Genomic DNA, 17,276 nt, shown 5'->3' on the forward strand with positions numbered 1-17,276 from the left:
CGGGGAGGCTGCGGGCTTCCTGGCGGGTCAGACCTCGACGGAGGTTGCCTGGGCTTCGGCGGTCTTCTCCATGGACTCGCGGGCGTCGGGGAGGCCCTCGGTAACGGCCCTGACTGCCTTCGGAAGAACGCGCCGGTACTCTGCGGAGAGTGCCAGCTCGGCCTCTTCGGGTTCCGGCACGAGCTGCCCCTTGGCGAGGACCGTGATGCCGGACTGCGTGACCTTGTAGCCGCGGGCGCGGTCCAGTTCCGGGTCGAGGCCGATGGCGGCGCCGGCCGGGATCCGGACGTTCTTGTCGATGATGGCGCGGTTGACCACGGCGCCTTCACCGACGCGGACCTTGTCCATCAGCACCGAGTCCTGGACGCGGCTGGCCGTGCCCACGTAGACGTCGTTGGAGAGCACGGAACCCTCCACGATGCCGCCGGAAACCACCACGCCGCTGGCCACGATCGAATCCAGGGCAGAGCCCACGGTCTGGTTCTCCCCGCGCACGAACTTGGCAGGCGGGGAAATGCTCTGCCGGGTGTAAATCGGCCACTCGGAGTTGTAGAGGTTGAACACCGGGACCGGCGAAATGAGGTCCATGTGGGCGTCATAGAAGGAATCGATGGTGCCTACGTCGCGCCAGTAGGTGCGGTCGCGTTCTGTCGATCCCGGGATGTCGTTGAGCGTGAAGTCGTACACCCCGGCTTCGCCCTTGCCTACAAAGTAGGGAATGATGTCCCCGCCCATGTCGTGCTTGGTATCCAGGCGCTCGGCGTCAACGCGGAGCGCGTCCACGAGGGCGTCGGCGTCGAAGACGTAGTTGCCCATGGAGGCCAGGAACTGGGTGGGGTCCGCGGCGAGGCCGGCGGTTTCGGCCGGTTTCTCGACGAAGGCGGCGATCTTCTGGGCATCGTTCTGGTCCACTTCGATGACGCCGAACTGGTTTGCCATGGACAGCGGCTGGCGCACGGCCGCGACGGTGGCCTTGGCCCCGCTGGCAACGTGCTGCTCCACCATCTGCGAGAAGTCCATCCGGTAGACGTGGTCCGCGCCGACCACGACCACGATGTCCGGGTTGGCGTCATGGATCAGGTTCAAGGACTGGTAGATGGCGTTTGCGCTGCCCAGGAACCAGCTCTTGCCCACACGCTGCTGGGCCGGGACGGAGGCGACGTATTTGCCGAGCTGGGTGGACATGCGCCAGGTTTCCGAGATGTGCCTGTCGAGGCTGTGCGACTTGTATTGAGTGAGCACAACGATCTGCAGATACCCCGAATTGACCAGGTTCGAAAGCGCGAAGTCTATCAACCGATAACCGCCGGCGAACGGCACCGCCGGTTTAGCCCGATCCGCCGTCAGTGGCATGAGGCGGTTCCCCTCGCCGCCGGCCAATACGATCGCCAATACTTTCTTCAACGCCATTGGTGTATTTCTCCCTGTACGTCTTGAAGCCCCCCGAAGAGCCCGGGATGCCGGACTCCTTCACACTAGAACAGATACCGGGGAACGACTACGTTAGGCACCATGCGCGTAGACATTGTGACTAAAGAATTTCCTCCCGAGATCTACGGCGGCGCCGGAGTGCATGTTGCCGAGCTCAGCCGGGTCCTTGCAAAACATGTTGAGTTGCAGGTCCGCGCCTTCGGCGCGCCCCGCGACGCCGACTTCCACGGGGCGACTGTGACGTCATATTCGACGCCGGAAGACCTCGTGTCCGCCAACGCCGCCGTGCAGACCTTGGGCGTCGACCTGAGGATCGTGCCCGACGTCGCCGGGGCGGACCTGGTGCATTCACACACCTGGTACGCGAACATGGCGGGCCACCTCGCGTCACTGCTGCACGGGATTCCGCACGTCCTCAGCGCACACAGCCTCGAGCCGCTGCGTCCTTGGAAGGCCGAGCAGCTTGGCGGCGGTTACGCGCTGTCTTCCTGGGTGGAGAAGACGGCCTATGAAGCGGCAGCCGCGATCATCGCCGTGTCCGAAGGGATGCGGCAGGACATCCTGCGCAGCTATCCGGAAGTTGATCCCGCCAAGGTGCGTGTGGTCCACAATGGCATTGACGTGGAACTGTGGCAGCCGGATGCAGGCGAAGAACACGTCCGTGCCCTCGGAATCGATCCGGCCAAGCCCAGCGTGGTGTTCGTCGGCCGGAACACCCGCCAGAAGGGCGTACCTTACCTGCTCCGTGCCGCGGCGAAGCTGCCGGACCACGTCCAGCTGGTCCTTTGCCTCGGCGCCGCCGACACCCCGGAACTCGCCGCGGAAACCGCAGCCCTGATCGAAGAGCTGCAGAGCAAGCGTGAGGGAGTCATCCTGATCGAACGCATGCTGCCGCGCAAGGAACTCATCCAGGTGCTCAGCCACGCCACGGCCTTCGCGTGCCCGTCCATCTACGAACCCCTCGGCATCGTGAACCTTGAGGCAATGGCCTGCGGTGCGGCCGTCGTCGCCAGCGCGACCGGCGGTATCCCCGAGGTCGTCAACCACGGCGAAACCGGCCTGCTGGTAGAGCTGGAACAGGTGACCGACGGAACCGGCACTCCGCTGGATCCGGAGAAGTTCGTGGCCGACTTCGCCGCGGCCCTCACGGAAGTCGTTTCCGACCCGGAACGGGCGAAGGCCATGGGCGCCGCCGGCCGGGCACGGGCCGAGGCACATTTCTCCTGGGAATCGATCACCCAGACCACCCTTGAGGTTTACCGCTCGGTGCTCGATAAGCCCGGGCTGAGCCAGGCAGGGAAACCCGCCTAGCGGCAGCACGACGGCGGCGCCGCACCTTCAGCAAGCAAGCTTGCGAACGTGCGGCGCCGCCGTCGCTGTTCCCGGCCCGGGCGGTTCAGCCCTTCAGAGCCGGAAGGTTCTTTTCTTCCAGGGGGCCGGACCCGCTGGCCCGCTGCGCCTGGAAGTAGTCGCGTGCCTCGTCCTGGCGTTGCTGCTCGGCGCCGGAGGCGATGGCCGCACGGAGGTGTTCCGGCCCGTAGCCGAAAGCGTCCACCAGGTCCAGGGCGTGCGGGCGGATTTTCACCAGGAGCCGGTTGATGTAGGCGCCGACAGTCCGGCCGCGCTGCATCGAGAGCCGGCCGTTCATGAGGTACCAGGACAAGTGGGTCTCGATCAGTGACAGCCCGAAGAGGTCGCGCAGCCAAGTGAGCACCTGCAGGGTGCCCGGGTCCTTCACGGAGGCGAGCGCTTCGGTGAACGCTTCCCATTGCAGGAGTTCCGCGTGGGCGCGGGCGGCGTCGATGAGGTCGTCCTGGTGCTGGTTGAACAGGGCCGCGGCCTGGTGCTGGGGCAGCTTGTTCGCGCCCTTCAGGGCCGAGCCGACTTCGGCGACCATCGACTGCACCCTGTCCGTCAGGAGGGTGCGCTGGCCTTCCTCGTCCCGCAAGGCCAGCGCGGCCTTCTGCACGGAACCGCTATCGGCGACGAACTGCGCCACCTGGCGCAGGCCGGTGCGGTGCAGCGCCACATCTGCGGCCTGGGACACCACGAAGCGGGCCAGCACACCGAAGTCAACGGAACGGAATTCCTTGGCGTAGTCAGCCAGCAGCCGCTTGGCCACGAGCTGGAGCAGCACCGTGTTGTCGCCTTCGAAGGTGGCGTAGACGTCGAGGTCCGCGCGCAGCGAGGCGAAGCGGTTCTCGATCAGGAAGCCGGCCCCGCCGCAGGCCTCGCGGCATTCCTGGAGCGTGTCCAGGGCGTGCCACGTGCTCAGCGGCTTGAGCGCGGCGGCAAGTGTCTCAAGGTCCTGCCGGTCGGCGTCGGTGTCTTGTTTCCCGGAAAAGACGTCCTCGAACTTCACCAGCAGCTGCTCGTGGGCGAACCCCGCCGCGTAGGTGGTGGCGAGGCGGGTGAACAGCCGGCGCTGGTGGCGCTGGTAGTCGAGCAGTACCTCTTCTTCCACGGGGGAGGAGGAGTTGAACTGGCGCCGTTCGCTGGCGTACTGGATGGCAGTCTTCAGCGCGACCTTGCTCGCGGCCACGGCGGCGCCGTCCAGGGACACGCGGCCCTGAACCAGGGTGCCGAGCATGGTGAAGAACCGCCGTCCGGGGCTGGAGATCGGCGAGCTGTATGCGCCCTCGGGGGAGACGCTGCCGTAGCGGTTGAGCAGGTTCGTCCGCGGGATCCGCACGTTGCTGAAATGCAGCCGGCCGTTGTCGATCCCGTTGAGCCCGCCCTTGACGCCGTCGTCCTCGCCGCCGATGCCGGGGAGGAATTCCTTGCTCTGCGGATCACGCAGGGGGACGTAGAAGGCGTGGACGCCGTGGTTGACATTGCGAGTCACCAGTTGGGCGAAGACGACGGCGGCGAGGCCGTCGTTCGCGGCGTTGCCGATGTAGTCCTTCCACGCGGCCCGGAACGGGGTGTGGATGACGAACTCCTGCGCCGCCTCGTCATAGGTGGCGGTGGTGGCGATGCTGGCGACATCCGAGCCGTGGCCGGTTTCCGTCATGGCGAAGCAGCCCGGGATCTCCAGGCTCATGATCCCGGGCAGCCACTTGTCATGGTGCTCGGCGGTACCAAGGTGAAGGACGGCGGAGCCAAAAAGGCCCCACTGGACGCCGGCCTTGATCTGCAGCGACGGATCAGCCGTGACCAGTTCCTCGAATCCGGCAATGTTCCCGCCGTGATCGTCCGAGCCCCCCAGCCGCGTGGGAAAAGCCCTGTGCACGGCGTTGTTCTCCACCAGGTAGCCCAGCTGCGCGAACACGCGCTTCCGGTGTTCCGTGTGGGTCAATCCCTCGAACTTGTGCACCTCGGGGCGGCCGGCGAGTTCGCGGGCCGCGCGGCGGACGTCCGCCCAGCGGCCGAGCAAGAGTTCGCCGAGCACAGCGACATCGACGGCCGGGGTGCCGGCAGCTTCGGATCCGGCGGGCTTGGTGCCGGACGCGGAGCGGTCCACTACTTCAGTCATGTGATTCCTTCGCGGTTTCCATACAGTGGGTCATTGCTGGTTCTGGGTGGTTCGGCTTCCGGGCGCGATCCCTGCGCACAGCCAGTCGGTGAGGTGCTCGGCCATGGCCTGTTCGTCGGGCTTGCCGGGGGAGTCCGGGGAACTGAGCCACAGCTCACCGGCGCTGCGCACCATGCCGATGGCCGCCGTCGGCCAATAGCCGATCAGGACCTCAGCGTCGGGACCGAGGTGTTCGCGCATGGGGGCGGCCATCATGGCGCTGATCGATTCGAAGAAGTGTCCCAGGGCGCCGGAGGCGGCGATGGCGTCCTGCTGGCCGGCCTCGCCGTGCGGCAATCGGGTGACGAAGGCGTAGACATTCGGGCTTGCCCCGGCCATCTGCAGATAGGCCGACACCATGGCGAACAGGCCTTCGCGGGCCGATGTGGCGGTGGCCACCGCCTCCTTCATCTTCCGTTGCATCTGTGCGAGGACCACTTCCCCCATGGCCTGCTGGAGCCCCGCTTTGTCACCGAAGTAGCGGTAGAACACGGGCTTCGAAGTGCCGGCCGCTGCCGCGATGTCCTCCATCGAGGCGTCGCTGCCGAGGGTGTGTACGGCTTTGCGTGCTGCCTTGATCAGTTCCCGCCGGCGTTCTTCCCGGTGGCCCTGCCAGCGGGCTGCACGGCCGTCGACGGCGGGGGCAACGAAATCCGCCGGACCCGTTGCGAGGGCGGCGGCGGAGCCCGTGGCCGCTTGCCCGGATGCCGCTTGCTTGGATGCTGTGACGCTGTTCACGATACCCAGCGTATCAGGTACGCTGGGTATCAGTAACCCGAACGAGCGAAGGAGCAAACGGATGCCCGAAGCAGCACTGTCACCGGAAGAAAGCCACGCGCAGCGCGGGCAGCATTCGCCCGAAGCGGGCCTCCGCAGGGCGGTGGTCATCGGCGGCAACAGGATTCCGTTCGCCCGCAGCGGCGGTGCGTACACCAGGTCCTCCAACCAGGACATGCTCACCGCAGCACTTGACGGACTGATTGCCCGATTCGGCCTGCAGGAGGAACGGCTCGGTGAAGTTGCCGCGGGTGCCGTACTGAAGCATTCGCGCGACTTCAACCTGACCCGCGAAGCCGTCCTTGGTTCGGCCCTGTCCGCGGAAACCCCCGCGTACGACCTGCAGCAGGCCTGCGCCACCGGCCTGGAGACAGTGCTCGGGCTGGCCAACAAGATCAAGCTGGGCCAGATCGAATCCGCAGTGGCCGGCGGCGTGGACTCGGCCTCCGACGCCCCGATCGCCGTCAGCGAAGGTCTGCGCGAAGTGCTGCTCGATCTCAACCGGGCCAAGACCCTTCCTGCGCGCCTGAAGGCGCTGTCCCGGCTGCGTCCCAAGGACATCATCCCGGATGCCCCGGATACCGGAGAACCCCGCACGGGCTTGTCCATGGGCGAACACCAGGCACTCACCACCGCGCAGTGGAAGATCACCCGCGAAGCCCAGGACGAACTCGCCTACAACAGCCATCGCAATCTCGCGGCGGCATACGATCGCGGCTTCTTCGATGACCTGCTCACCCCATACCGGGGCCTGAACCGGGATTCGAACCTTCGACCCGACACCTCCTTGGAGAAGCTCGCCACCCTGAAGCCTGTGTTCGGCAAGACTCTTGGCGCCGAGGCGACCATGACGGCGGGCAACTCCACACCGCTCACCGACGGTGCGGCCACGGTGCTGCTTGGAAGCGAAGATTGGGCGGACCGCAGGGGCTTGCCCAAGCTGGCCGTGGTGGTAGACGGAGAGGCCGCCGCCGTCGATTTCGTCCATGGCAAGGACGGCCTGCTGATGGCGCCGGCCTTCGCGGTGCCGCGGCTGCTGGCCCGCAATGGACTCGCCCTCGAAGACTTCGACTTCTTTGAAATCCACGAGGCTTTCGCGGGCACCGTGCTCAGCACCCTGGCCGCCTGGGAAGACGAGGACTTCGGTCGGGAACGCCTCGGCCTTCCGGGCGCGTTCGGCTCGATCGACCGTAGCAAGCTCAATGTCAACGGCTCCTCGCTCGCCGCCGGCCACCCCTTCGCCGCAACCGGCGGCCGCATCGTTGCCTCCTTGGCAAAAATGCTGCGCGATCGCGGCACGGTGCACGGGCGCCCTGCCCGGGGCCTGATCTCCATCTGTGCAGCGGGCGGACAGGGCGTGGTGGCAATTCTTGAGGCTTACCCAGCCGCGGAAGGGGAGCAGGTATGAGCGATAAGTACACGCAATTCGTCAGCCATGGATTCGGCCGCGACCTCGCCGGGAGGCTCGGCCTGCCCCGGCCGGTCGAATTGCGCAGGTACAAAGCGGGCAGCCCACTGGTACCCGGGCCGGCGCTCGTCGTCGGCAGGCCGGACGAAGGCCAAGGGCGGGCGGCGGAAGCCCTTGCTGCGGAACTCCTTTCCTGGGGCCTGGACGTCCGGCGCAACGCTTTGCCCAAAGAAAAGCTCGGGGCGATCATCCTGGTGCTTGACGACGTCCAGCGGCCGGAGGACCTTGAAATCCCCGTGCTGACCGCCGCCCGCTCGCTGCGTGACCTTGCCCCAGGCGGGAGGGTCGTCACTGTGTCACGCACGGCGGAATCCGCAGCGGATCCGGCCGAAGCGGCCGCCCGCCAGGGAACCGACGGGATGGTGCGCTCATTGGCCAAGGAACTCCGTGACGGAGCCACTGCCAACGGCATCCTGCTGGGCCGGGATGCCGGGCCGCAAAGTCCGGGAACCCTGGGGGCATTGCGCTTCTTCCTCTCGGGCCGCTCCGCCTTCGTCGATGGCCAGTTCCTCACCGTATCCACCGCCGCTGGCTGGCAGCCCGGCGACCCGGACAAGCCGCTCGCAGGAAAGGTCGCGGTCGTCACCGGCGCCGCCAGGGGAATCGGTGCCGCCATTGCGCGGACTCTCCACCGCGACGGCGCCACCATTGTCGCCGTCGACGTTCCGGCGGCGGGTGACCACTTGGCGGAGGTTGCCAACGCGGTGAAGGGAACGGCCCTTCAACTGGACATCACCGTGCCCGATGCCGGGGAGCGGATCATCCACCATGCCTTGGAACGGCACGGAAGCATGGACATCCTGGTCCACAATGCGGGCATCACCCGGGACAAGCTCCTGGCCAACATGGACGAAGGACGTTGGCGCTCGGTCATCGCCGTCAACATCGCCTCACAGCTGCGCATCAACGATGCCGTCCTCGCTTCAGCAGCCCTGCCCGTGGCGCCGCGGATCGTGTCAGTTGCGTCCACCAGCGGCATCGCCGGCAATCGCGGCCAAAGCAACTACGCCCTGTCCAAGGCGGGCGTGATCGGCATGGTGCGCGCCAGCGCGCCCCTGCTGGCAGCCCGCGGCGGCGCGATCAACGCTGTTGCCCCCGGTTTCATCGAAACCGAAATGACTGCCCGGATCCCGTTCCTCACCCGGGAAGTGGCGCGACGCCTGAACTCCCTGCAACAGGGCGGCGCTCCCGGCGACGTCGCCGAGGCCATCGCGTTCCTGGCCTCGGATGCGGCCGGCGGGATCTCCGGTGAGGTGCTGCGGGTCTGCGGACAGAATCTGGTGGGCGCATGAGCGCGGACGCGGGCGGAGGCGGCGGGCGGACCGTGTTCTTGCCGGAGGCGCCTTCGCTCTCGATGCTGTACCTCAACGCCGCGGCGACGGCGGCCCGGCGCCGGATCTCCGGCGCCCTGCCCGGCGCTGACCTCCCGGGCGCCCGCCACGGGCTCCGGGGCGTCACGGCCGACGTCGAAAAGCTGACGGCTTTCCAGCACCTGGTCGGCGAGAGCGCCGGTGACTTCCTGCCCGCGGGATTCATCCATGCCCTGGCATTCCCGGTGGCGATGAGCGTGCTCAACCGGGACGACTTCCCGCTCCCGCTCCTGGGCATGATCCATCTGCGGAACAGGGTGGAACAATACCGTGCCGTGCACTTTTCGGAGTCCCTGGAGATCGTGGCGTGGGCGGAGAACCTGCGCGGGCACCGGGCAGGGACCCAGGTTGACCTCGTGGCCGAAGCCCGGGACGTCGGCGGCGACCTCCTCTGGAAGGGAGTGTCCAGCTACCTCGCCAAACGCTTCTTCCTTCCGGGCGTGGACAAAAACGGCGTTCAGGGACCCGGGACCGAAACTCCGTTCAGCCCGCCCGACCCGACTGCGCTGTGGACTCTCGGTGTCGATGCCGGGCGGAACTATGCGGGCGTTTCGGGCGACTTCAACCCGATCCACCTGAGCGTGCTTTCAGCCAAGGCACTGGGGCTGAAGCGCTCGATCGCCCACGGCATGTACCTTGCCTCACGGGCACTGGCCGAAGTGGGGCCGGCCAGGAGTGAAGCCTTTGCCTGGGAGGTTGCTTTTGAGGCTCCGGTGTTCCTCCCGGCCCGTGTTTCGCTGGAGATCGGCACGTCCCGCGATGCCGGAGGGCACTGGTCCCACTCGGATTTCACCGGGTGGAACCCACGCAGCGGCCGCCGCCACTTCAAGGGATCGGTGGCTGCCTTGGATTAGGCCGGCTGCTTCCTTCGCGTACGGCGGTGACCGGCCCTTGCCCGGTGCAGCCGCAGCCGAAACCCGCCGCCGGTTACCGAATTTTCCGGACACGGTCCGCCCGCCACCCGATTTTAAAATCCCCGGGAACCGTGTTAGAGTTTTTCTCGCTGCTTCGGAGGAAAGTAAAGCGCCGGAAGGCGTGGACGATGCTCCGGACACCACCTGCGCGGGTGGCGGAATGGCAGACGCGCTAGCTTGAGGTGCTAGTCCTCGAAAGGGGGTGGGGGTTCAAGTCCCCCTCCGCGCACAAATGCGAGGCCCGAATTCAATTCACGAATTCGGGCCTCGATTGTTTAATTACGAATTCTTTCAGATCACAGCGAATGTGATGCGTATCTCAATAGCCCGCCTGCGTCGGAGCTATTTCCCCGAAGAAGGCCCACGGGAGTTCTACAGCGGGCGGCGGGGTGCGCCGCCGGCCGGGAATCGCCGACCCTGCGGGCTCCGCACCCGGTCCCGGGTGGGTAGGCTGGGGGAGTGCCGCGCCTGCGATGCTGCGCGGTGAGAGCCGAATGTGCACCGAACCCAGCTAGGAGAGTTCCATGTCTGAGATCCGCCCCGAAGACGAAGTTGTCCGGATCTGCCAGGAACTCATCCGGATAGATTCCTCAAATTTCGGCGACGACTCGGGCCCGGGCGAGCGGGCCGCCGCGGAGTACACCGCCGGGCTGATCAGCGAGGTGGGCCTCGACGTCGAAATCTTCGAGTCTGCCCCCGGACGGGCGAGCGTCGTGACCAGGATGGCCGGAGAGGATCCTTCGGCGGACGCCCTGGTGGTCCACGGCCACCTCGACGTCGTTCCGGCGCTCAAGGACCAGTGGTCGGTGGACCCCTTCAGCGGCGAACTCAAGGACGGCCTGATCTGGGGCCGCGGCGCGGTGGATATGAAGGACATGGACGCCATGATCCTGTCGGTCATGCGCGACTTCGCCCGTAGCGGCCGCAAGCCCAAGCGCGACATCGTCTTCGCCTTCTTTGCCGACGAGGAGGCCGGCGGCACCTACGGGGCGCGCTACGCCGTCGAGCACCGCCGCGAACTGTTCGACGGCGCCACCGAAGCGATCTCCGAGGTCGGCGGCTTCTCCGCGACCATCGGCGGCAAGCGCACCTACCTGCTGCAGACCGCGGAGAAGGGCATCTCCTGGCTCCGCCTCGTGGCGCACGGCCGGGCAGGCCACGGCTCCCAGATCAACACGGACAACGCCATCACCCGGCTTGCCGGGGCCGTCACCAGGATCGGCGGGTACCAGTGGCCGATCGAACTCACGCCCACCACACGGCAGTTCCTGGACGGCGTCACCGAACTGACCGGCGTCGAATTCGACCCCGACAACCCCGAACTGCTCCTGAAGGAACTCGGCACGGTTGCCCGCTTCGTGGGCGCCACTCTGCAGAACACCTCCAACCCCACGCTGCTGCGCTCGGGCTACAAGCACAACGTGATCCCCGAGTCTGCGGAGGCCCTCGTGGATTGCCGCACGCTGCCGGGACAGCAGGAACTCGTTTTCCAGACCATCAAGGAACTGGCAGGCGAGGGCGTAGAAGTCAGCTATGTCAACAAGGATGTCTCCCTTGAAGTGCCGTTCGCCGGCAACCTTGTGGACTCCATGATTGATGCCCTGCACTCCGAGGACCCGGGCGCCAAGGTCCTTCCCTACACGCTCTCCGGCGGCACCGACAACAAGTCCCTGAGCAAGATCGGCATCACCGGCTATGGCTTCGCCCCCCTGATGCTCCCGGACGAACTCGACTTCACCGGGATGTTCCACGGCGTGGACGAGCGCGTGCCGGCCGAATCACTGAAGTTCGGCACCCGGGTGCTGAACAGGCTTCTGAGCAACTACTAGGAGCCTGCCGTGACCCCCGAGGACATCCTGCCGGACGAACTGCTGGAGCGGATCCGGGACAGGGCCGCAGGCTATGACCGGGACAATTCCTTCTTCCATGAGGACTTCCGGGAACTCGCGGATGCCGGGTACCTGAAGCTCTTCGTTCCGGAGTCCGACGGCGGCCGCGGCCTCGGGCTTGCGGAGGTCGCCGCCCTGCAGCGTCGGCTCGCCGGGGCGGCGCCCGCAACCGCGCTTGGGGTGAACATGCACCTGGTGTGGACCGGCGTCGCCCGCGTTCTGGAGAACATGGGTGACGGCTCCCTTTCCTTTGTGTTGAAGGAAGCGGGGGAGGGAGAAGTGTTCGCGTTCGCTATCTCCGAAGCCGGCAACGATTCCATGCTCTTCGATTCCGGAACCGTCGCGGCTCCGTTGCCGAACGGCGGCTACAGCTTCACCGGACGCAAGATCTTCACGAGCCTTTCCCCGGTATGGACCCGCCTGGGAACTTTCGGCAAGGACGGTACCGCCCGCTGGGGCGCAGGGGAACTCGTCTTCGGTTTCCTGGACCGGCAGGCTGCGGGCCATTCCACGGCAGGGGACTGGGACACCCTGGGCATGCGTGCCAGCCAGTCCAATTCGACACTGCTCGAGGGAGCCGTGGTCCCTTCGGAACGGATCTTCCGGAAGCTTCCGCCCGGACCCAATCAGGATCCCCTGATTTTCGCCGTCTTCGCGTGCTTCGAGACGCTCCTCGCCGCCGTCTACACGGGTATTGCCGAGCGGGCCTTTGAACTGGCCCTGGAAGCCGTCAAACGCCGTACCTCGGCCAAATACGGCGGGCGGAGCTTCGCCCAGGACCCGGACATCCGCTGGAAGATCGCGGACGCCGCCATGGCGCTGGACTCCGTACAGGCCCAGCTGGCAGGACTCGCCCGAGACGTGGACGGCGGGGCGGACCATGGAGGCTTTTGGTTCGCCAAGCTCGTGGGCCTGAAGCTGCGCGCCACGGAAACCGCCCGCGCTGTGGTGGACACCGCCATCCGGGTCTCCGGTGGCGCCAGCTACTTCAGGGGAGCGGAACTCGAACGCCTCTACAGGGACGTGCTGGCCGGCATCTTCCACCCGTCCAACGATGAGTCGGCGCACAACACCGTGGCCAATGCCTGGCTGGGGCCGCTGGAGCGCTGATTCAGGGCAGCGGCCTCAGACCGTGCGCTGGACGGAAAACACTTTGCGGCGCATCCAGAAACGTCGGCCGCCGCCCATATAGAGCACACTGCGCTCGAGTTCCCACTTGCCGTACTCGGAATGTTCGACGAGCCGGCGCCGGGCATCCGGCAGGGAATCGTCAGGCGCCACCGTCAGTACCAGGTACTCGTACTGCCTTGCGTTGTCCCTTTGGCGTTCGATGGAACTGCCTAGAATTTGTTCCCTCATCCCTCTCCATTTTCGTCGTTTTCGGGCTAACGTGAAGTCATGAGCATCGATCCGCGTGTCGCGCTTCAGTCACTGACAGCTGCTTTGGAGGAGCATCTCGTCGCCGCTTCCGCCCGCCGGGGTGAAGGTGATCCTACCGTCGAAGCGGCGTTCTTTGCCGTCGCGGACGCCTTTGAAGTCTACGAGGACGCCCTGTACGAGGCATACGCGGAAGTCACGCCATTGCAGGTGTTCGATGAAGAGGACGAAAGCGACGACGAGGACGGCGAACTGCTCGACGAGGACGAGCTCGAAATCCTCGACCAGTAGAACTGGTCCAACAGAACTCCAGCGTTAGGCAGGCGCCGCTAGGCGGATACGTCTTCCAGCGCCCGTGCGATTTCGCTCGGAAGCGGCGCGGGCTTGGCATCGAGGAGTTCCTTCAGTTGCACCGCATTCCGCGGCCCTACCACAGCGGTCGCCACCGCCGGCCGGTTCAGCAACCATGCCAATGAAACGTCAAGGGCAGACCGGCCCAAACCCTTTGCTGCCATGTGCACGGCCTCGACCACCCGGGACTCCCGGGCTTCGAGGTACTTGCCTACATAGCCGGCCAGCCGGTCGCCGGCCGCGCGGGACCCGGCCGGGACCTGCCCCCGGTACTTTCCGCTCAGCACGCCTCGGCCCAGCGGGGCCCAGGCCATGAGCCCGAGACCGGCATCTTCGACGGCGGGCAGCAGCTCAGCTTCCGGGCTGCGGTTCAGGAGGGAGTACTCCGACTGGTTTGCCACGATCGGGAACCCCGCGACGGCTGCGGCCTTGGCACTCTGCCAGCCGTTGAAGTTCGAGATGCCGACGTAGCGTGCGCGCCCGCTGCGCAGCGCAAGTTCCAGGGCGGACAGGGTCTCGTCCAGGGGAACGTTGGCGTCCCAGCACTGGACGAACCAGATATCGAGGTAATCAGTTCCCAGTCGAGCCAGGCTGGCGTCCAGCGCAGAGAGCATCGCACCGCGCGAGGCGTCCACCCTCTGCCGGCCATCCTGGCTCCAGGCGCCCGCCTTGCTCGAAATGACCAGCTCGGAGCGCGCAACCACGTCGCCAAGCATGGACCCGAGGATCGCCTCGGCTTCGCCTCCGGAATAGGATGCCGCGGTGTCCACCAGGGTGCCTCCGGCGTCGACAAAAGCATGGAGCAATTCCATTGCATCCTGCTCATCGGTCTCCTGCCCCCAGGACATGGTGCCCAGGGAAAGAACCGAGGCCCTCAGGCCGCTGTTGCCGACATAACGCTGCTGCATGGTGCTAGCTTACGGGCACTTCAGGGACATCATGACGTAGGGTCTATTCACGTGAACTGGATAGAAGCAGCCTTCCTCGGCCTGGTGCAGGGGCTCACCGAATTCCTGCCGATTTCCTCGAGCGCACATCTGCGGATCGTCGGCGCTTTCCTGCCCAATGCAGCCGATCCCGGCGCAGCGTTCACGGCGATTACCCAGCTGGGTACCGAGACCGCCGTCGTCGTGTTTTTCTGGCCCGACATCGTCCGGATCGTCCGGGCGTGGGTTGGCTCGCTGGGTGGCAAGGTAGGCAGGAATGATCCCGACGCCCGCATGGGCTGGCTTGTGATCCTCGGCAGCCTGCCGATCATCGTGCTGGGCCTGCTCTTCCAAGACCAAATCGAATCGGTCTTCCGCAGCATGTGGATCGTGGCCACCATGCTGATCGTCTTCGGCATGATCCTCGCGGTGGCGGACGCAACGGGCAAGCAGAAACGCGACCTCACCCATCTCAGCTACAAGCACGGCATCCTTTATGGCTTCGCCCAGGCGCTGGCCCTGGTCCCGGGTGTTTCCCGCTCCGGCGGCACCATCACGGCCGGCCTGCTCATGGGCTACACCCGCGAAGCCGCGGCCCGCTATTCCTTCCTGCTGGCAATCCCGGCCGTTTTCGGCAGCGGGCTCTACCAGCTGTACAAAGTGCTCAGCAAGGACGGAATCACAGGGCCCTACGGCCTGCCCGAGACCGCCCTCGCCACCGTGATCGCCTTCGGGGTGGGCTACGTGATCATCGGCTGGTTCCTGAAGTACGTCTCGACCCGCAGCTACCGGCTGTTTGTCTGGTACCGGATCCTCCTCGGCCTTGCCCTCTACCTGCTGCTCGGTTTCAATGTCATCAGCGCCTAGCACTATCGTTGAGGCTGTGAAATCGTGGACTTCCCGCCCAGTACCCGAGCTTCCCGGCACCATGCCCCAGCTGCGGCTCTTCGACACTGCCAAGGATGCCGTCGTGGACATCCCGCTCCGGGCGGAGCAATCCCTGTATGTCTGCGGCATTACGCCCTATGACGCCACGCACATGGGCCATGCCTCAAGTTATGTGGCGTTCGACCTTCTGAACCGTGCCTGGCGCGACGGCGGCCAGCGCGTCGCCTACGTGCAGAACGTCACCGACATCGACGATCCGCTGCTGGAACGCGCCAATGCGACCGGGGTGGATTGGCGCGAACTTGCCGCCAGCCAGATCGAACTGTTCCACGCCGACATGACAGCACTGAACGTCCTCGCCCCTGACAACTATGTCGGCGCGGTCGAGGCCATCCCGCTGATCGTGCCCGCCATTGAAAAACTGCTCGCGGACGGCCTGGCGTACCGGGTGGACGGCACCGGCGGCGAGCCCGACGGCGATGTCTACTACGACGTCGACGAGGCCGGAAAGCGTTCGGACAGCGAGGACGCGTGGCGGCTTGGCGACGTCTCCGGACTGAGCGAGGCGGACATGCTGCCGCTGTTCGCCGAACGCGGCGGCGACCCCGCACGTGCCGGCAAGCGGAACGTCCTCGACCCGCTGCTGTGGCGCGTAGCCCGCGACGGCGAGCCGAGCTGGCCCGGCGCTAGCCTGGGGGAGGGCCGTCCCGGATGGCACATCGAGTGCACGGTCATCGCCCGCGAATACCTGCCCGCACCCTTCACCGTGCAGGGCGGCGGATCCGACTTGGTATTCCCGCACCATGAAATGGGAGCCGGCCATGCCTGGTCGATCGGCGGGGTTCCGCTGGCACGGCACTACGCGCACGCCGGAATGGTGGGGCTCGACGGCGAGAAGATGAGCAAGTCGCTCGGCAACCTCGTGCTCGTGTCCAAGCTGCGCGCTGCCGGGGAAGAAGCTCCGGCAATCCGGCTGGCGATCCTTGCAAACCACTACCGCGCCGACTGGTCATGGACCGCGGAAGGCTTCGAGGCGGCGAAGGAACGGCTCGCGATCTGGCGCGCCGCCCGCGATGCCGCGCCCGCCGGGACCGTCGCCGCGCTGCTTGGCCGGGTGCGCAGTGAACTTGCCGATGACCTCAACGCACCAGGCGCATTGGCCGCCGTCGACGAATGGGCAAAGGCCGCCCTCGACGCCGGCACCCCGGAAGCGTCGCAAGTGGACGCCGCACTGTTCTCGGACGCCGTCGACGCCCTGCTCGGCGTCGAACTCTAGAGGTTCACAGAGAATCCCCGCCCGGCAGGAACCGGGCGGGGATTCTGCTGCCTAGGACTTTCCCTTTCCGCGGCGCTTGAGGTAGCGCTCGAACTCCCGCGCGATGGATTCGCCCGTTGCCTCCGGCAGGTCCGCGGTGTCCTTGGCCTCCTCCAGTTGCCGGACGTACGCGGCGATTTCCGGATCGTCCGTGGCGAGTTCGTTGACGCCACGTTCCCAGGCCTCGGCGTCCTCCGCCAGGGACTGGGTGTCCAACGGCAGCTGCAGCAGGTCCTCCACCTTGTGCAGGATCGCCAGCTGGGCCTTCGGGGACGGCGCCTGGGACACGTAATGCGGAACCGCCGCCCAGAGGGAGACAGTGGGAAGGCCCGCCAGCATCGCGAACTCCGCCAGTACTCCCACGATGCCCACCGGCCCCTCGTACTGGCTGGCTTCAAGGTTCAGCCTCTGCCTCAAGGAGTTGTCCTCCGTGGTGGTGCTCACCGGAATGGGCCGGCTGTGCGGAACGTCCGCAAGCAGCGCGCCAAGGAGCACCACATAGTCCACCTTGAGGGCCTCGGCGTGGACAAGGAGTTCCGTGGTGTAGGCACGCCACCGGTAGGAAGGTTCCGTGCCGAGCACCACCACCACATCAACGTTGCTGTCCGGGACGCTTGCCCGGTACAGGCGCGTGGACGGCCACTTCACCCGGCGCTCTCCCGCGGCGGTGCGGCGCACCGTCGGACGGGTGAACTGGAAGTCGTAGTAGTCGTCGGCATCCACAGTGGCCACCTTCTTGCCCTGCCACAGCTTGTTCAGGTAGCGCAGCGCGTCGCTGGCCGCTTCGCCGGCATCATTCCAGCCTTCGAAAGCGGCAAGCATCACGGTGGTCCTTCTACCCTCCTGCGCTGTCTGCAAAAGGTGCTCGGCTTCGCGGGGGGCGTCCTGTCCGTCGCGGGCTCCGTCCAAACTGTTCATTCCCTCACCCTACGTCGAAGCACCCCGGCTGTGCATGGCATCACACGCCGCTGCGCCCGGGGCTTTTCCGTTCCGCGGCCGCGCTGCCCCTTCCCGGGGGCGGTGGCCGGGGCCAGCCCCGCGTGCACGTAGACTTGA

Annotated in this window: 15 protein-coding genes and 1 tRNA gene; 10 read left to right on the forward strand and 6 right to left on the reverse strand. The window is 66.4% G+C overall.

What is annotated here, in order from left to right:
* Window positions 1-27: 27 nt before the first annotated feature.
* The gene (gene glgC, locus ACZ9CK_RS08725) at window positions 28-1,410 is read right to left on the reverse strand and encodes a glucose-1-phosphate adenylyltransferase (protein ID WP_476049763.1); all 1,383 of its coding nucleotides are present in this window, start codon (window positions 1,408-1,410) and stop codon (window positions 28-30) included.
* Between the two features lie 102 nt (window positions 1,411-1,512).
* On the opposite strand from glgC, the gene glgA reads away from it, so the two are divergent.
* Window positions 1,513-2,742, forward strand: coding sequence for a glycogen synthase (glgA, locus tag ACZ9CK_RS08730; protein WP_476049764.1), 1,230 nt, complete (start codon window positions 1,513-1,515; stop codon window positions 2,740-2,742).
* A gap of 85 nt (window positions 2,743-2,827) precedes the next feature.
* On the opposite strand, the gene ACZ9CK_RS08735 is transcribed toward glgA, so the two are convergent.
* Window positions 2,828-4,906, reverse strand: a complete 2,079-nt coding sequence (locus ACZ9CK_RS08735) for an acyl-CoA dehydrogenase family protein (RefSeq protein ID WP_476049765.1) — start codon at window positions 4,904-4,906, stop codon at window positions 2,828-2,830.
* Between the two features lie 30 nt (window positions 4,907-4,936).
* Window positions 4,937-5,683, reverse strand: a complete 747-nt coding sequence (locus ACZ9CK_RS08740) for a TetR family transcriptional regulator (protein WP_426297558.1) — start codon at window positions 5,681-5,683, stop codon at window positions 4,937-4,939.
* 61 nt (window positions 5,684-5,744) lie between these two features.
* Here ACZ9CK_RS08740 and ACZ9CK_RS08745 point away from each other — a divergent pair, with 61 nt between their 5' ends.
* The 6 genes from ACZ9CK_RS08745 (at window position 5,745) to ACZ9CK_RS08770 (ending at window position 12,473) form a co-directional block, all read left to right on the forward strand.
* Window positions 5,745-7,130, forward strand: a complete 1,386-nt coding sequence (locus ACZ9CK_RS08745) for an acetyl-CoA C-acetyltransferase (RefSeq protein ID WP_476049766.1) — start codon at window positions 5,745-5,747, stop codon at window positions 7,128-7,130.
* The gene (locus ACZ9CK_RS08750) at window positions 7,127-8,482 is read left to right on the forward strand and encodes a 3-oxoacyl-ACP reductase (protein WP_476049767.1); all 1,356 of its coding nucleotides are present in this window, start codon (window positions 7,127-7,129) and stop codon (window positions 8,480-8,482) included. Before ACZ9CK_RS08745 ends, ACZ9CK_RS08750 begins: the two co-directional genes overlap by 4 nt.
* Window positions 8,479-9,414, forward strand: a complete 936-nt coding sequence (locus ACZ9CK_RS08755) for a MaoC family dehydratase (protein ID WP_476049768.1) — start codon at window positions 8,479-8,481, stop codon at window positions 9,412-9,414. Before ACZ9CK_RS08750 ends, ACZ9CK_RS08755 begins: the two co-directional genes overlap by 4 nt.
* Before the next feature lie 206 nt (window positions 9,415-9,620).
* A tRNA-Leu gene (locus ACZ9CK_RS08760) sits at window positions 9,621-9,703 on the forward strand.
* A 295-nt stretch (window positions 9,704-9,998) separates the two neighbouring features.
* Window positions 9,999-11,303 carry a M20/M25/M40 family metallo-hydrolase gene (locus ACZ9CK_RS08765; protein WP_426297566.1) on the forward strand — a complete coding sequence of 435 codons (1,305 nt, stop codon included), beginning with the start codon at window positions 9,999-10,001 and terminating at the stop codon, window positions 11,301-11,303.
* A gap of 9 nt (window positions 11,304-11,312) precedes the next feature.
* Window positions 11,313-12,473, forward strand: coding sequence for an acyl-CoA dehydrogenase family protein (locus ACZ9CK_RS08770; RefSeq protein ID WP_476049769.1), 1,161 nt, complete (start codon window positions 11,313-11,315; stop codon window positions 12,471-12,473).
* Between the two features lie 15 nt (window positions 12,474-12,488).
* On the opposite strand, the gene ACZ9CK_RS08775 is transcribed toward ACZ9CK_RS08770, so the two are convergent.
* On the reverse strand, window positions 12,489-12,722 hold the full coding sequence (locus ACZ9CK_RS08775) for a DUF5703 family protein (protein ID WP_426297570.1): 234 nt from the start codon (window positions 12,720-12,722) through the stop codon (window positions 12,489-12,491).
* A gap of 39 nt (window positions 12,723-12,761) precedes the next feature.
* Between ACZ9CK_RS08775 and ACZ9CK_RS08780 the strand changes: the two genes are divergently transcribed.
* A complete protein-coding gene (locus ACZ9CK_RS08780; protein WP_426297572.1) occupies window positions 12,762-13,031 on the forward strand; it encodes a hypothetical protein in 270 nt (89 codons plus the stop codon).
* A 38-nt stretch (window positions 13,032-13,069) separates the two neighbouring features.
* On the opposite strand, the gene ACZ9CK_RS08785 is transcribed toward ACZ9CK_RS08780, so the two are convergent.
* A complete protein-coding gene (locus ACZ9CK_RS08785; RefSeq protein WP_426297574.1) occupies window positions 13,070-13,999 on the reverse strand; it encodes an aldo/keto reductase in 930 nt (309 codons plus the stop codon).
* A 51-nt stretch (window positions 14,000-14,050) separates the two neighbouring features.
* Between ACZ9CK_RS08785 and ACZ9CK_RS08790 the strand changes: the two genes are divergently transcribed.
* Both ACZ9CK_RS08790 and mshC read left to right on the forward strand, forming a co-directional pair.
* Window positions 14,051-14,884, forward strand: a complete 834-nt coding sequence (locus tag ACZ9CK_RS08790; RefSeq protein ID WP_476049770.1) for an undecaprenyl-diphosphate phosphatase — start codon at window positions 14,051-14,053, stop codon at window positions 14,882-14,884.
* Between the two features lie 16 nt (window positions 14,885-14,900).
* Window positions 14,901-16,181, forward strand: coding sequence for a cysteine--1-D-myo-inosityl 2-amino-2-deoxy-alpha-D-glucopyranoside ligase (mshC, locus tag ACZ9CK_RS08795; protein ID WP_426297578.1), 1,281 nt, complete (start codon window positions 14,901-14,903; stop codon window positions 16,179-16,181).
* A 51-nt stretch (window positions 16,182-16,232) separates the two neighbouring features.
* Here mshC and ACZ9CK_RS08800 read toward each other — a convergent pair whose 3' ends face one another.
* A complete protein-coding gene (locus tag ACZ9CK_RS08800) occupies window positions 16,233-17,138 on the reverse strand; it encodes a PAC2 family protein (RefSeq protein WP_426297580.1) in 906 nt (301 codons plus the stop codon).
* Between the last annotated feature and the right edge of the window lie 138 nt (window positions 17,139-17,276).

Source organism: Arthrobacter sp. TE26545 (genome assembly GCF_056279005.1).